The following is a 13,166-nucleotide window of genomic DNA, read 5'->3' on the forward strand; positions in this document are numbered from 1 at the left end:
GAACAATATGAGCGAACGTAAAGTAATCGATGCCCGCGGTTCTTTTTGCCCCGGCCCGCTGATGGAACTCATCGCAGCGCTAAAACTTTTGAACGTCGGCGACGAAGTCGAAATTCTGTCCACCGATCAAGGCACGGCCAAGGACGTGCCGGAATGGTGTGCGAAAGTCGGCCATGAAACGGTCGAGTCCGGTGAAAAAGACGGCCACTGGTTCGTGGTCGTGCGTAAAGCGAAATAAACCATCGTCAATCGGCCCGTCACGGCCTGGGGGTATGTGACGGGCAAATCTCTAGGGAGGTACTCAATGTCTAAGAAAGTTCTCATTGTTGGCGGCGGCCTTGCCGGCACCATCATCGCCAACGGCCTGTGCCGCCACATCGGCACCGAACTGCGCAGGGGCGATGTGTCGATCACCATGCTGGGCACCACCGACACCCACATGTACCAGCCGGGTCTGCTGTACGTTCCGTTCGGCAAGATCCGCGAACGCGAATTGTTCCGCCCGCAGCGCAAAGTGCTTGATAAGCGCGTGATCTTCCACATCGATCCGGCCACCAACATCGACGTCGACAACAAAAAAGTCACCTGTAAGTCCGGCGCCGTGCACGAGTACGATTATCTCGTCATCGCCACCGGCTCACGTCTGATGCCGCAAAACATTCCCGGCATGCAGGAAGGCGCACACTGGCTTTACGACCTGGAAGGTGCGCGCAAGATGCGCGACGCGCTGGACAAGTTCGAAGGCGGCAAGATCGTCGTCAACGTCAACGCCCCGCACAAATGCCCGGTCGCCCCGCTGGAAATCACCTTCATGTTGAAGGAATACCTGGAAGGCAAAGGCCTGTGGGACAAATCCGAGATCACCTACACCTATCCGATCGGCCGCCTGCACGCGCTGGAGCCGGTCGCCGAATGGGCGAAACCCGCCATGGACGCCGACGGCATCAAGTACGAAACATTCTTCAACACCAAAGAAGTCGACCCTGCGGGCAAGACCATCTCTTCGGAAGAAGGCGTGACGCTCGACTACGACCTGCTGGTCACCATCCCGCCCCATGCCGGCGCCGAGGTCATCACCGATTCCGGTTTGGGCGATGGCGGCTGGGTGCCGACCAACAAAACCAAGCTGTTGCGTGAAGGTTCCACGGACGTGTTCGTGTGTGGCGACACCACCAACATTCCGATTTCCAAGGCCGGTTCCACCGCCCACTTCGAAGCCGACACCGTGATCGACAACTTGGCGTCCCTGCTCACCGAAGGCCGTTGGGCGCGCGATTACGACGGCAAGGTGTTCTGCTTCGTCGAGACCGGCATGAAGACCGGCACCTACGTGTGGTTCGACTACAAGACGCCGCCGAACCCCGGCGCACCGTCGCAGATGATCCACTGGTTCAAGCTGGCTTACAACCGTCTGTACTGGCTGTCCGCCCGCGGCTTGCTGTAAGGGAGTGGTGGATATGAGCGAGACTCAAGAAAACACCCTTCGCCTGGTCCAGGCCGCTACTGAGGCGATGACCGACGGCATGGTCGAACGCATGGCCACCACCGGCGGCAATGCATTGGAAGTGCTCGATCGCCTCAACAACGACGACACCAAAGATGCGATCATGAACACCATCGACCGCTTGACCGAGCTGCAACGCTCGGGTGCGCTCGACACGTTGTTCGACCTCGTCATCTTGTTGCACGGTGCGCGTTCGGCGATGACCGACTCGATGGTGGAACGCCTGGTGATCTGGGCCGAAACCATGATCAACAATGTCGCCAACGAACATCTGGCCGAATTCGCCGGAGAAACCGTTGACGCCATGCACGACGCCGCGGTGGAAACAGCGCAGCAAAAATCCAGTGGTGGCCTGATGTCGACCATCGGCATGCTCAGCAAGCCTGAAACGCAACAAGCCATCAAGTTCCTGATGACGTTCGCGTGCAAAATGCAAAAGAACGTGACGGACTCGCAGGGGACGCAAACGAACGGATAAGCCCTCCCTTCGTTTTACATCCCTCCTTTGCCGTGGTTCCTCTTTCGAGGACCACGGCATTTTTTTGCTTAAGCCTCGTCGGCATCTCCACCGACGGCCCAGGTGTGACCCTGGCGCAAGACGTCGTTGAGACTGGTGGTGGCGTGGGAGGTTTGGGCCTCCACCATCTTGCGGATTTCGACTTCGAAGATATGCCCCGGCTTGCAATACAGAACCCCCATGGCGACGGGAAATTCCGGCTCGTTCATGTCGGCCAACAAGCACCCGAGCATCCTATTGGTTTCATCGTGCACCAAGATATCAGCTTCGGTGACACCGTTTTCGCCGATGGTCACGACCTCCAACGCCAACGCGCCGGAAACGATGCGCAGCCCCTTGTTGCGCTCGCGCCCAAATATCAACGGCTTGCCGTGTTCGACATGAATTTGCATGTCGGCGGCCTTGTCCTTGGCGGTGAACGCATCGAACGCACCGTCATTGTAGACGACGCAGTTTTGGAAGATTTCGACGAACGATGTGCCCTTGAAGGCATGGGCGCGCTTGAGGGTTTCGGTCAATTCCTTTTGCGCGGTATCGACGGCACGGGCGACGAAATGCCCGCCCGAGCCCAACGCCAGTTGGACCGCCGAGACCGGATTTTCAATACAGCCCAACGGCGACGACGGCGAGCGTGTTCCGACCCGTGAAGTTGGCGAAAATTGCCCTTTGGTGAGGCCATAAATCTCGTTGTTGAACAACAGAAATTGCACATCGACGTTACGGCGCACCAGATGAACGAAATGATTGCCGCCGATCGATAGCGCATCGCCATCGCCCGAAATGATCCACACATCCAGGTCCGGATTGGCAAGCTTGATGCCCGTGGCGATGGCCGGGGCGCGTCCATGGATGGAGTGGAACCCATACGTCGCCATATAATAAGGGAACCGCGATGCACAGCCGATACCGGAAACGAACACCGTGTTTTCGGTTTTGGCCTCGACATCGGCGAGGGTTTTTTGCACGGCCTTGAGGATCGCATAGTCGCCGCAGCCCGGACACCACCGCACTTCTTGGTTCGAGGCAAAGTCCTTGGCCGTAAGTTTCGGCGCTTCGGTTGTCGCTTCGTTCATTGTGCAGCCTCCCAATAGGCGCGGATCGCGTCTTCGAGTTCGTGAATTTTAAACGGCTGGCCCATCACTTTGTTGATGCCTTTGGCGTCGATCAGGTATTGATCGCGCAACACCTTGACGAACTGGCCGCTGTTCATTTCCGGCACCAAAACTTGATCGAACCCTGCCAGCAGCGCGCCTAAGTTGGCGGGCAACGGCCACAAATTGCGCACATGGATGTGACTGACGGATAGACCTTCGTCGATCAGATTGCTGACCGCCCGATTGATCGGGCCATAGGTCGATCCCCACCCGACCACCGCCACCGGTCCGCTTTCGGGGCCAGCCTCAACGCCTTGATCGGGAATGTCGCGCACCACGCCGGCGACTTTCGCCGCGCGGACATCGGTCATCTTTTGATGGTTGGCGGGGTCGTAGGAAATGTTGCCGGTCTCGAAACTTTTTTCCAAACCGCCGATGCGATGTTCCAGACACGGCGTGCCCGGGATCGCCCAAGGCCGCGCCAACGTCTCAGCATCGCGGATCGACGGATCGAAACACGGACCGTCTTGATGCAAGTCGGTGGGAAACGGTTCCATCGCATCGACATCGGGGATCAACCAAGGCTCCGACGCATTGCTGATGTAGCCGTCGCTCAAAACCATCACCGGGGTCTGATACTTCGTGGCGATGTGGCAGGCCTCGATCGCCATTTCGAAACAGTCCGACGGCGAACGCGCCGCGATCACCACCAGCGGACATTCGCCGTTGCGGCCATAGAGCGCCTGCAGCAGATCCGATTGCTCGGTCTTGGTCGGAAGCCCGGTGGACGGCCCGGCGCGTTGGGTGTTGATGACCACCAGCGGACGTTCCGAACTGACGGCTAGACCGATGGCTTCGGCTTTCAGAGAGATTCCCGGACCCGAGCTTGAGGTCACGCCCAAGCCGCCTGCATACGATGCACCGATGGCGGCGCACACGGCGGCGATTTCGTCTTCAGCCTGAAAGGTGACGATGTCGTGTTCGATCATTTTAGACAACGTGTGCAACACCGGCGAGGCGGGCGTGATCGGATAGGAACAAAACACCAACCGCAACGCGGCCAACTTGGACCCGACGGCCAACCCCCACGCCATCGCTTCGGCGCCGGTGACGGTGCGATACAGCCCCGGTTCGATGTCCGGCGCATGGGGCACGGTGTAGCTTTGCAGGCCGTCGGCGGTTTCCATCGTTTCCGCCAGCGCATGCCCGGCGTTCAGCGCCGCAATGTTGGCATCGGCAATGTCGGGACGGGATGCAAATTTTCTTTTGAGCCAATCGATGGTCGCTTGGCGGTCGCGATCGAACATCCAATAGACATAGCCCAGCGTCCAGAAGTTCTTACAGCGCAATGCCTCTTTCTTCGACAGACCGAATGCGCTCACGGCATCCTGCGTCAGTGTCGAGATATCCATTTCTATAACGCGGTAGGCTTCGAGACTGCCGTCTTTAAGCGGATCTGCACCATAGCCCGCACGATGCAGGTTGCGCTCTTGAAAGGACCCGCTGTCGACGATCAGGATACCGCCGACCTTGAGCCCCGGAAGCTCAACTTTCAGCGCCGCCGGGTTCATCGCCACCAGAACATCGAATTCGTCGCCAGCCGTCTTGATCACGCGCGAACCGAAATTGATCTGAAAGGCGGAAACGCCAAACGTGGTGCCTGTGGGCGCACGAATTTCGGCGGGATAATCGGGAAATGTCGAGAGGTTGTTTTGCGCCACCGCCGTCGCCAGAGTGAACTGACCGCCGGTGATCTGCATGCCGTCACCGGAATCTCCGGAAAAACGAACTACGGCGGAATCGAGCGTTTGGCGAACAGGGGAAACTCGAGAATTATCTATAGCAGAACCAGTCACGCTGAACGTCTTTCTTGCCAATGTTGAAACTGTCGAAAGCCGCTTTGATGTTCGCTCATCTCCATGAAAAACACATTAAGATATTCGTCTTCCCAAAGCCTACGCGACACGCTACGCCACATATCGCGCATTACGTTGTAAGCCCGAAGCGACGGCACTTGCGTCACCCTTGTTCCGAGGAGTCCCTTGTAAACGGAACTTTTCAATTGATACTATCTATTACGGCCACAATGTAGAGGGTTAGGTCATTCATCAGAGATCGTCGCGATGTCCACATCTCCCGTGTTGCCCAAGAAAAAGTCTCCGTTCGGTTGGATGAGAGAAATTTCAATCGCAGCCATGACTTTGGCGGCAGCCGGCGCCATTTTCATCGCGTTTTGGTCAGCCCAGGTGTCCATATCCCATCTGCACGATTACCAAGACCAGCTTATGGAAAACGAGGGCCGTTCGGTCGCCGATGCCATTGGCCGCTTTGTCACCGAACGAACCAGGTCGCTGACGTTATTTGCGGAACAAAACCGTGATCTGCTCTCCCGATTTTTGGCATCAAACGAGGACCCAGAGCTTCAGCAGCAACTCAACATCCTCATCGGCAAGCATTTTCCCAATTATCTCGCCTTTACCCTTCGCGGCGTGCGCAACCAACTCGTACCCGATGACTTTGGTGAACTCGTCGGCCCCGTATGTCGAAACGATATCGATAATTTTTGGCAGAGCCAGGAGCACCGAGAACTTTCCGAAACAAGCAACTACAAACCGTTCATCCATCCCCAAGGTGGAAACTATCATTTCGACATGATGACGCTCTGGCAAACCTCAAACGGTGAGAAGGCAATCTTGTTTGTCAGTTTCCTGCCCACCCAATTGACCCGGATCATTTCCAGCTTTCAGTTGCCCGGTCATCACGTCGTGTTGGTGCGCAACGATCAAAAAGACCTCATCGAGTTGACCGCCCAAGGGGCCCGCGACATCTTGAAAGCAAATATTCGCCTCTCGCCTGAAGAACTTCAGCGTGTGTTTCATTCCCTGCCCATCGAACACACCAGATGGATTGCGCTCGTTTTGCCTCAAGCCGGTTTCTTGGAAGAACAAGAGTGGAAAATTCACCGCCGTGCGGGCGTGCAGGTCTTGGGAATTGTGCTCTTTTGGGTGGGGGCCATGTGGCTGATGGTGCGAACACTCCGCCAGCGCGAGCAGGCCTACATCACAATCAACGAACAAGCTGAACGTCTGCTGCGTTCTCAACAGGTCGCCCATGTCGGTTCTTGGGACTGGAACATCCTCACGGGCGGGTTGGAATGGACCGATGAAATCTACAGTATTTTCGGTCGTTCACGTGACGACTTTGGATCGACGTACGAAAACTTTCTCCAATGCATTCATCCCGATGATCGTGAAAAAGTCATTTCCGCCGTTGGCAATGCCGTTGCAAACGGTGCACCTTATGATCTTCAGCATCGCGTTCTCCTACCAAGCGGTGACGTGCGCTACGTCCAAGAAAAAGGTCAAGTGTATCGAGATCATATGGGGCAGCCCGTGCGTATGCTCGGCATCGTCCACGATGTCACGGATCGCATTATGCTGGATAAATCGAAAAATGAATTCATTTCGACAGTCAGCCACGAACTGCGCACCCCCCTGACATCCATCAAAGGCTCGCTGTCTCTGCTTTTGGGCGGAGCCGCGGGAGATCTTCCCAAAAAAATGAAAGACATGATCGTCATTGCCCACAACAATGCCGATCGGTTGATCAACCTTGTCAGCGATATTCTCGATCTTGAAAAGCTCCAATCCGAAAGGCTGGAATTCAATCTCCGAGATTTGGACGTTGGCACGTTATTGATGGAAGGCGTCAACGCCAACCTCGGCTACGCCCACAAGTTGGGGGTCACTTTCACCATCCAACATCCACTACCGGGCCAGCTTGTGCGTTGCGATAAAGACCGCATTCTCCAAGTTCTCACCAACTTGCTGTCCAATGCGGCCAAGTTTTCCCCCAGAAATAGCACCGTCACCGTTTCCGCCATCCAAGCCGGCGACAGGATCAAGATATCGGTCACCGATCAAGGTGCGGGCATTTCGAAAGAATTCCAGTCGCGCATTTTCGAACGCTTCAGCCAAGAAGATTCATCGGACCAACGCACCCAAGGAGGCACAGGGTTGGGCTTAAGCATCTGTAAAAACATTGTTGAAAAACACGGCGGAGAAATAGGTTTCGACTCCACCTTAGGCCAGGGGAGCACGTTTTTCTTCACCCTGCCGATTGCGACGGATGAGCGCCAGCCCTAACGCCGTCCAAACAATTTTTCGATGTCGCTGAGCTTGAGCTCAACATAGGTCGGACGGCCATGATTGCATTGCCCGGAATGCGGCGTGGCTTCCATTTCACGCAGCAAGGCGTTCATTTCATCCGCGTTCAGTCGCCGACCGGCGCGCACCGAACCATGGCAGGCCATCGTCGAGGCGACGTCAGCGAGCTTTTCATGCAGCGACAAGACCTCGCCCCATTCAGCCAAGTCATCGGCTAGGTCCTTGACCAATTTTTGCACGTCGGTCTGGCCGAGCATCGCGGGCGTTTCTCGCACCACCACGGCCCCTTCGCCAAACGGCTCGATCACCAAGCCAAGCTCCGACAATTCGTCGAGGCGCTTTGTGAGTCTGGCGGCGGACGGCTCGTCCAGCTCCACCACCTCGGGCAACAGCAAGCCTTGGCGTTTGATGCCGCCTTCATCCAGGGCGTGCTTCATGCGTTCGTACACGATGCGTTCGTGCGCGGCGTGCTGATCGACCACCACGATACCGTCTGCTGTCTGCGCCACGATGTAGGTTTCGTGCAGCTGCGCGCGCGCCACGCCGAGCGGGAAGTCGCTCACAACGGTATCGGCTTGGGGGGGCGGCTGTTGTTCGCTTCGCGCCGTAGGGGTCATATCGAAATTGTGCAATGGCGCTTGAAACTGCGCGGCACGGTCGGACAAACCGGCAGTTGGATAACCGCCGCCTTGGGGAAACGGTCGCGATTGATAGGCATGCAAGCCTTGGCCATGCTGAACCGCGCCGAGCGCCGCGTGAGACACCGTGGTCGAGGCGCGGTGCCCGGCATCGGCCAAGGCGTGCTTGAGCGCACTGACGATCAAACCGCGCACCAAACCTGAATCGCGAAAACGCACTTCGGTCTTTGCCGGGTGAACGTTGACGTCCACTTGGTCGGGCGGAACTTCCAGATAAAGCGCGACATAAGGATAGCGGTCATGAGCCAGAAAGTCGCGATACGCACCGCGCACCGCGCCGAAAAACAGCTTGTCCTTGACCGGGCGACCGTTGACGAACATGTACTGCTGCTGGGCGTTGCCGCGGTTGAGCGTCGGCAGACCGATGTGCCCTGTAAGACGAACGCCTTCGCGTGCGGCTTCGACCGTCAGGGCATTGTCGGAAAATTCCCGCCCCATGATCGCGCCGAGACGATCCAGGCGCTGGGTGAACAAATCGCCCTGGGCGGGCGCATAGCGCAGCACCGTGCGCGTGCCGTCTGCCAGCGTAAAGCCCACCCCCGGATGAGCCATGGCGAGACGCTTGACCATTTCCGTGGCGTGGCTCAGTTCGGTGCGCGGTTCTTTGAGAAACTTCAACCGCGCCGGAGTGGCAAAAAATAGATCGCGGATTTCGACCCGGGTGCCTTGTGGGTGGGCGGCAGGCTGGACATTGCCGAGCGTGCCCCCTTCGACGCTCAAGGTCCATGCGCTGTCGCCGCCTTCAACCCGCGACGTAATAGTCAAGCGCGCCACCGCGCCGATGGACGGCAGCGCCTCGCCGCGAAACCCCAACGACTTGATGTGCACCAAATCGTCGTCGGGCAGCTTCGACGTAGCGTGACGTTCCACCGCCAAGCACAAATCGTCCGCCGTCATGCCGCGACCGTCGTCGGTGACGCTGATCAAGGTGCGGCCGCCGTCGCGCAACTGGATATCGATGTTGCGCGCCCCGGCGTCCAAGGCGTTTTCAACCAGTTCCTTGAGGGCGGAGGCCGGACGCTCCACCACTTCGCCGGCGGCGATTTGATTGACCAGAGTTTCAGGCAGACGGCGAATGGTCATGTTCAGCCCATTTCGAGCAGGAACTTGCGCGCCAAGACCTTGCCCTCTTCGACGGCGGGCTGGTCGAACGCGTTAACACCCAAAAGCCCGGCGGAAATGATGGTCTCCAGCATGAAATGCATCATCAGCGCGCCCATCACCTCTTCGTCCAAACGGTCCAGTTCAAACAAGCGTGTCGGACAGCCATTGCGCACCAAGGTTTCCGTCGTGGCACGCTGTTCGGCGTCCAACAAATCGCCCATGCGGCGACGTTGCAGGTAGGCGAGCTCCGGTTCCTTTACCAAGGCGTTGGATATCAAACCGCCCTCACCCGCGACATTCAGCGTCATCAAGGTGAACAGCTTGTCGCGCGGTCCATCCAGATACAGCTGCATTTGGCTATGCTGGTCGCGCGTGCCCATAGCGCGAATGGGCGTCGATCCGGTGCCGTTCTTGCCCAGACTTTCGGCCCAAAGCTGTTGAAACCACAGTCCGAAATTAGCCAGACGGTCGACGTACGGCATCAAGACCGTGTTGGCGATGCCCTTCTTTTTCATAAATGCGACTTTGATCGCGGCGCCGACGGCAGGTTCGCTTTCACGCGGATCGGGGCCTTCCAGCGTCGCTTTCAGCACGTTCAGCGCGCCACGGCGCACCGCGTGAGCATCCAATCCCGCGATCATCGCCGGCAACAAACCGACCAAGCTCAACGCGGAATAGCGCCCGCCGATGTTCGGGTCGTGGGCCAAGACCGGCAAGCTCAACCGATGCGCCAAAGAGCGCAGCGGGTTGTTGGCGTTTTCAAGCTCCGTGATCACCAAGGCATGTTCGGGCACGCTGCCGCGGCCGATCAGCATCATCAATCGATCAAGACAAGCGATGAACTGTGCCACCGTTTCCGCCGTACCGCCGGATTTTGAAATGACGATAAAGCCGGTACGCCGCAACTCGAGCTGTTCGTACAGTAGCTCGAACGTATCGGGGTCGACGTTGTCGAGGAAATGCAGCCGCGGGCCACCCTTGCGCGGGCCAAAACCGCTATCGGCCAAGGCATAAAGGGTCTGCCCACCCAGCGAAGAGCCGCCAGTGCCCAACACCACCACATCGTCAAATTGAGTGCGAAAGCGCGTCGCGGTGGCGTCTAGGTCGGCGATGTCGTCGGTGGCTTCCGGCAGCCGCAACAGCGGCAGAGCGCCGCTTTTGTAATTGGCGCGCAGTTCATCGACGATGGGGCCGGTCTGTTCTTGAAATTCGCTGAATTGCTCATCCGAAAGCCCATATTCGCCCACATGGCTTTCAAAACAGGTTTGGATAATTTGACGATAGAGCATAAAGGCCCAACATTCCCAAAGGCATTCCCCACGCCGCGCCAGAAAGACGCGGAATCGGCCCCCAGATTACCACGTTAGCGGCTGGGGACAATGCCTGCGGGTTTTCCGACCACAACAATATCGAGACGGTCCGGCGCCAAATATTTAGCCGCCACCCGTTTCACATCGGCCATGTCCACCGCATCGATATAGGTTTTGCGCTTATCCAAGTAGTCGATACCCAATTTGTTGAGCTGCATCGCCACCAAAACCCGGGCAATCGCGCCTGTGGACGTAAAGGTCAGCGGGAAAGCGCCGGTGATGTAGGTTTTTGCGTCCTTGAGCTCTTGCTCGCCGACATCGCCTGCCGCCATGCGCGCCCATTGGGTGCGGATGACTTCGATGGTTTCCGACACCCGGGCGTTTTCCGTGGCGGCGCTGCCGATGATCAGTCCGGCATGATCCAGCGGATATACGCTGGAACCGACCGAATAGGCCAAGCCGCGCTTTTCGCGCACTTCATCGTACAAGCGAGACGTGAACGAACCGCCGCCGAGAATGTGGTTCATCACCAAGGTTGCGTAATAATCGGGATCGTCGCGTTTGAGGGCTCCGTGACCGAACACGATGGTACTTTGCGGAATATCACGTTCGATCACGTCGAGACGCCCGCTGGCGTTGACCGCGACATCGCCGCCACGTTCGACGGACGGCGCTGCCGGTAGCGCGCCGAACGCGTGATCGATCAATTGACCGAGGCGATCAGGGTCAATGTCGCCAACCACGCCGATGATCAAATTGGACCGTCCCAAGCGGGTTTTGACGAACGATCGCAGATCGTCGGATCCAAGGGCCGTGACGCTTTCAACGGTGCCGTCGGAATCCACCGCATAGCCGTGACCGGGGAAAAAATGTGCGAACAAAGAATCATATGCCAGTTTGCCCGGGTCTTCGCTGTCGGCACGGATGCCTGCGATGATCTGGCTTTTCAACCGCGCCACCGGTTCTTCATCAAAGCGCGGTTGGCTCAGCGACAACCGCAGCAGATCGAACGACTGGTCGAGGTTTTCCGACAGTGTCTTCAACTCGCCCGAAAAGCGGTCCAGTCCGGCATCGAAGCGCAGGGTAATCGACTGGTCGGCTAGGATTTGTTGAAACGATTGGCTGTCGAGATCGCCCGCCCCTTCGTCCATGGTGCTGGCGGCCAGATTGGAAAGGCCCGCCTTGCCCACCGGGTCGAGTTCCGAACCGCCGTCGAAGGCAAACCGCATCGACACCACCGGATTGGAATGGTCCTGCACCAACCAGGCTTCGATCCCACCGGGGCTGACGACGCGTTCGACATCGACCGCCCAAGCGTGCAGCGGCGCGAAAATGATCATCAGCGCGACAAGCAACTTTTTCATGCGCCGTCTCCATTACCGTTGGGCAGCAGCTTGGTGGTGATGCGCCGTGGCTCGTCCAAGACGGCTTTCAGCGCGTCGAGCACGTCTTGTTCGGTGACCGCCTGAATGCGTTCGGGCCATTGTTCGACGTCTTCGATGCTGTGGCCTGCCGCCAGCGCGCCGCCGATGGTCCACGCGCCGGTTTTCATCGCATCGCGCGAATAGACTGCATCCGCCATCATGCGCTTTTTGATCGCCGCCAACTCGTCGGGTTTGAGGCCCTCGTCGAGCACACGGCGGGTCTCCGTTCGCAGTGCTTGAGCCAATTCATCGAGACTCACGCCCGGACGTGGCGAGGCGTAAAAGGCGAACTGGCCGTTGCCTCGGGCGGACTGGTCGTAATAGGTGCCCGCCGAAACCGCCAAGGCCTGATCGATCACCAACGCCCGGTACAGCCGCGACGTGCCGCCACCGCCCAGAAGTTCGCTCAAAATCTCCAACGCCGCGACCCGGCGCGGCGAGCCGTTGCTCAGCGACGGCTGGATAACGTTTTCCGCCCAACTGGCTTGGCGCACGCGGGCATCGCGCAACACCGTTTCACCGCCTGTGATCGGCGCATCGGTGACCAACGGCGTGCGGGCCGCGACACCGCGTGCCGGAATCGGGCCGTAATATTTTTCCGCCAACCGCTTCACGTCGGCCACATTGACATCGCCTGCGACGACCAAAATGGCGTTATCCGGGGCGTAGTGGTCTTTGTAGAAGGCCAGCGCATCTTCGCGCGTCAACGCCGCCAGCTCGGGACGCCACCCGATGATCGGGCGGCCATAGGGATGGTTATCAGGGAAAAATTTCTGATTGGCTTCCTCGCGCAGACGGGCGCTGGGTTTGTTTTCGATGCGCTGGTTGCGCTCTTCCAGCACCACTGCGCGCTCGGTGGCGACGTCTTCGGGACTCAGAACCAAGTTGGTCATGCGGTCGGCTTCTAGCTCCATCACCATTTCCAAACGGTCGCTGGCGACGGTCTGGTGATAACCGGTGTAATCTAGGCTGGTGAACGCATTTTCCTGGCCGCCATGTTGGGCCAAAATCTTGGAAAATTCGCCGTTGGGATGCTTGGGCGTGCCTTTGAACATCAAATGTTCCAACAGATGCGCCACGCCGGATTTGCCCTCGGGCTCATCGGCGGAACCGGCCTTGTACCACACCATGTGCAACACCACCGGGGCGCGGTGGTTGGGCAGCACCACCACCTGCATGCCGTTATCCAGCGTAAACGTTTCGGGATTGAACACCCCTGCCCAGGCCTCGCTCGCCCAGAGGGCTTGGCCGCCCCACATCATCACGATCACGGCAACGGCGGCACAAAAACGTTTTGCGATTTTTGTCATAGGACCCCAATTCATGCCCGGTCACATTTGCCCACACGC

Annotated in this window: 11 protein-coding genes; 4 read left to right on the plus strand and 7 right to left on the minus strand. The window is 58.2% G+C overall.

The window, feature by feature from the left end; genetic code table 11:
• The first annotated feature begins 7 nt into the window (after positions 1 to 7).
• From VIN96_RS04190 to VIN96_RS04200, 3 genes are all read left to right on the plus strand, one after another.
• Positions 8 to 238, plus strand: coding sequence for a sulfurtransferase TusA family protein (locus VIN96_RS04190; protein ID WP_331894185.1), 231 nt, complete (start codon positions 8 to 10; stop codon positions 236 to 238).
• Between the two features lie 66 nt (positions 239 to 304).
• Complete coding sequence (locus VIN96_RS04195) at positions 305 to 1,444, plus strand: FAD/NAD(P)-binding oxidoreductase (protein WP_331894186.1); 1,140 nt, start codon at positions 305 to 307, stop codon at positions 1,442 to 1,444.
• Positions 1,445 to 1,457: 13 nt separating this feature from the next.
• Positions 1,458 to 1,982 (plus strand): hypothetical protein, encoded by a 525-nt coding sequence (locus VIN96_RS04200; protein ID WP_331894187.1) that lies wholly within the window; start codon positions 1,458 to 1,460, stop codon positions 1,980 to 1,982.
• A gap of 68 nt (positions 1,983 to 2,050) precedes the next feature.
• On the opposite strand, the gene VIN96_RS04205 is transcribed toward VIN96_RS04200, so the two are convergent.
• The 3 genes from VIN96_RS04205 to VIN96_RS04215 all read right to left on the minus strand — a co-directional run bounded on the left by VIN96_RS04205 (position 2,051) and on the right by VIN96_RS04215 (position 5,369).
• Positions 2,051 to 3,094 (minus strand): 2-oxoacid:ferredoxin oxidoreductase subunit beta, encoded by a 1,044-nt coding sequence (locus VIN96_RS04205; RefSeq protein ID WP_331894188.1) that lies wholly within the window; start codon positions 3,092 to 3,094, stop codon positions 2,051 to 2,053.
• Positions 3,091 to 4,971 (minus strand): 2-oxoacid:acceptor oxidoreductase subunit alpha, encoded by a 1,881-nt coding sequence (locus VIN96_RS04210; protein ID WP_331894189.1) that lies wholly within the window; start codon positions 4,969 to 4,971, stop codon positions 3,091 to 3,093. Before VIN96_RS04210 ends, VIN96_RS04205 begins: the two co-directional genes overlap by 4 nt.
• Before the next feature lie 245 nt (positions 4,972 to 5,216).
• Positions 5,217 to 5,369 (minus strand): hypothetical protein, encoded by a 153-nt coding sequence (locus VIN96_RS04215; protein ID WP_331894190.1) that lies wholly within the window; start codon positions 5,367 to 5,369, stop codon positions 5,217 to 5,219.
• Positions 5,370 to 5,400: 31 nt separating this feature from the next.
• On the opposite strand from VIN96_RS04215, the gene VIN96_RS04220 reads away from it, so the two are divergent.
• Positions 5,401 to 7,260, plus strand: a complete 1,860-nt coding sequence (locus tag VIN96_RS04220) for a sensor histidine kinase (RefSeq protein WP_331894191.1) — start codon at positions 5,401 to 5,403, stop codon at positions 7,258 to 7,260.
• Here the strand turns inward: VIN96_RS04220 and mutL are convergent.
• The 4 genes from mutL to VIN96_RS04240 form a co-directional block, all read right to left on the minus strand.
• Entirely contained in the window at positions 7,257 to 9,062 is a 1,806-nt protein-coding gene (gene mutL / locus VIN96_RS04225; RefSeq protein WP_331894192.1) for a DNA mismatch repair endonuclease MutL, read from the minus strand. The two genes, VIN96_RS04220 and mutL, sit on opposite strands and share 4 nt — an antisense overlap.
• A gap of 2 nt (positions 9,063 to 9,064) precedes the next feature.
• On the minus strand, positions 9,065 to 10,372 hold the full coding sequence (locus VIN96_RS04230; protein WP_331894193.1) for a glucose-6-phosphate isomerase: 1,308 nt from the start codon (positions 10,370 to 10,372) through the stop codon (positions 9,065 to 9,067).
• A 74-nt stretch (positions 10,373 to 10,446) separates the two neighbouring features.
• Positions 10,447 to 11,757, minus strand: a complete 1,311-nt coding sequence (locus VIN96_RS04235; protein WP_331894194.1) for a pitrilysin family protein — start codon at positions 11,755 to 11,757, stop codon at positions 10,447 to 10,449.
• A complete protein-coding gene (locus VIN96_RS04240; RefSeq protein ID WP_331894195.1) occupies positions 11,754 to 13,127 on the minus strand; it encodes a pitrilysin family protein in 1,374 nt (457 codons plus the stop codon). Before VIN96_RS04240 ends, VIN96_RS04235 begins: the two co-directional genes overlap by 4 nt.
• Positions 13,128 to 13,166: the final 39 nt, after the last annotated feature.

It is taken from the genome of Magnetovibrio sp. (assembly GCF_036568125.1).
In the GTDB taxonomy this organism is placed as follows: Bacteria; Pseudomonadota; Alphaproteobacteria; order Rhodospirillales; family Magnetovibrionaceae; genus Magnetovibrio.

Excerpts from the sequence above, each read along its gene's own strand:
- VIN96_RS04195 (WP_331894186.1), top strand. The coding sequence starts at position 305 with ATGTCTAAGAAAGTTCTCATTGTTGGCGGCGGCCTTGCCGGCACCATC.
- mutL (WP_331894192.1), bottom strand. The coding sequence starts at position 9,062 with ATGACCATTCGCCGTCTGCCTGAAACTCTGGTCAATCAAATCGCCGCC.
- VIN96_RS04205 (WP_331894188.1), bottom strand. The coding sequence starts at position 3,094 with ATGAACGAAGCGACAACCGAAGCGCCGAAACTTACGGCCAAGGACTTT.
- VIN96_RS04230 (WP_331894193.1), bottom strand. The coding sequence starts at position 10,372 with ATGCTCTATCGTCAAATTATCCAAACCTGTTTTGAAAGCCATGTGGGC.
- VIN96_RS04240 (WP_331894195.1), bottom strand. The coding sequence starts at position 13,127 with ATGACAAAAATCGCAAAACGTTTTTGTGCCGCCGTTGCCGTGATCGTG.
- VIN96_RS04190 (WP_331894185.1), top strand. The coding sequence starts at position 8 with ATGAGCGAACGTAAAGTAATCGATGCCCGCGGTTCTTTTTGCCCCGGC.
- VIN96_RS04220 (WP_331894191.1), top strand. The coding sequence starts at position 5,401 with ATGGAAAACGAGGGCCGTTCGGTCGCCGATGCCATTGGCCGCTTTGTC.
- VIN96_RS04215 (WP_331894190.1), bottom strand. The coding sequence starts at position 5,369 with ATGGACACCTGGGCTGACCAAAACGCGATGAAAATGGCGCCGGCTGCC.
- VIN96_RS04200 (WP_331894187.1), top strand. The coding sequence starts at position 1,458 with ATGAGCGAGACTCAAGAAAACACCCTTCGCCTGGTCCAGGCCGCTACT.
- VIN96_RS04235 (WP_331894194.1), bottom strand. The coding sequence starts at position 11,757 with ATGAAAAAGTTGCTTGTCGCGCTGATGATCATTTTCGCGCCGCTGCAC.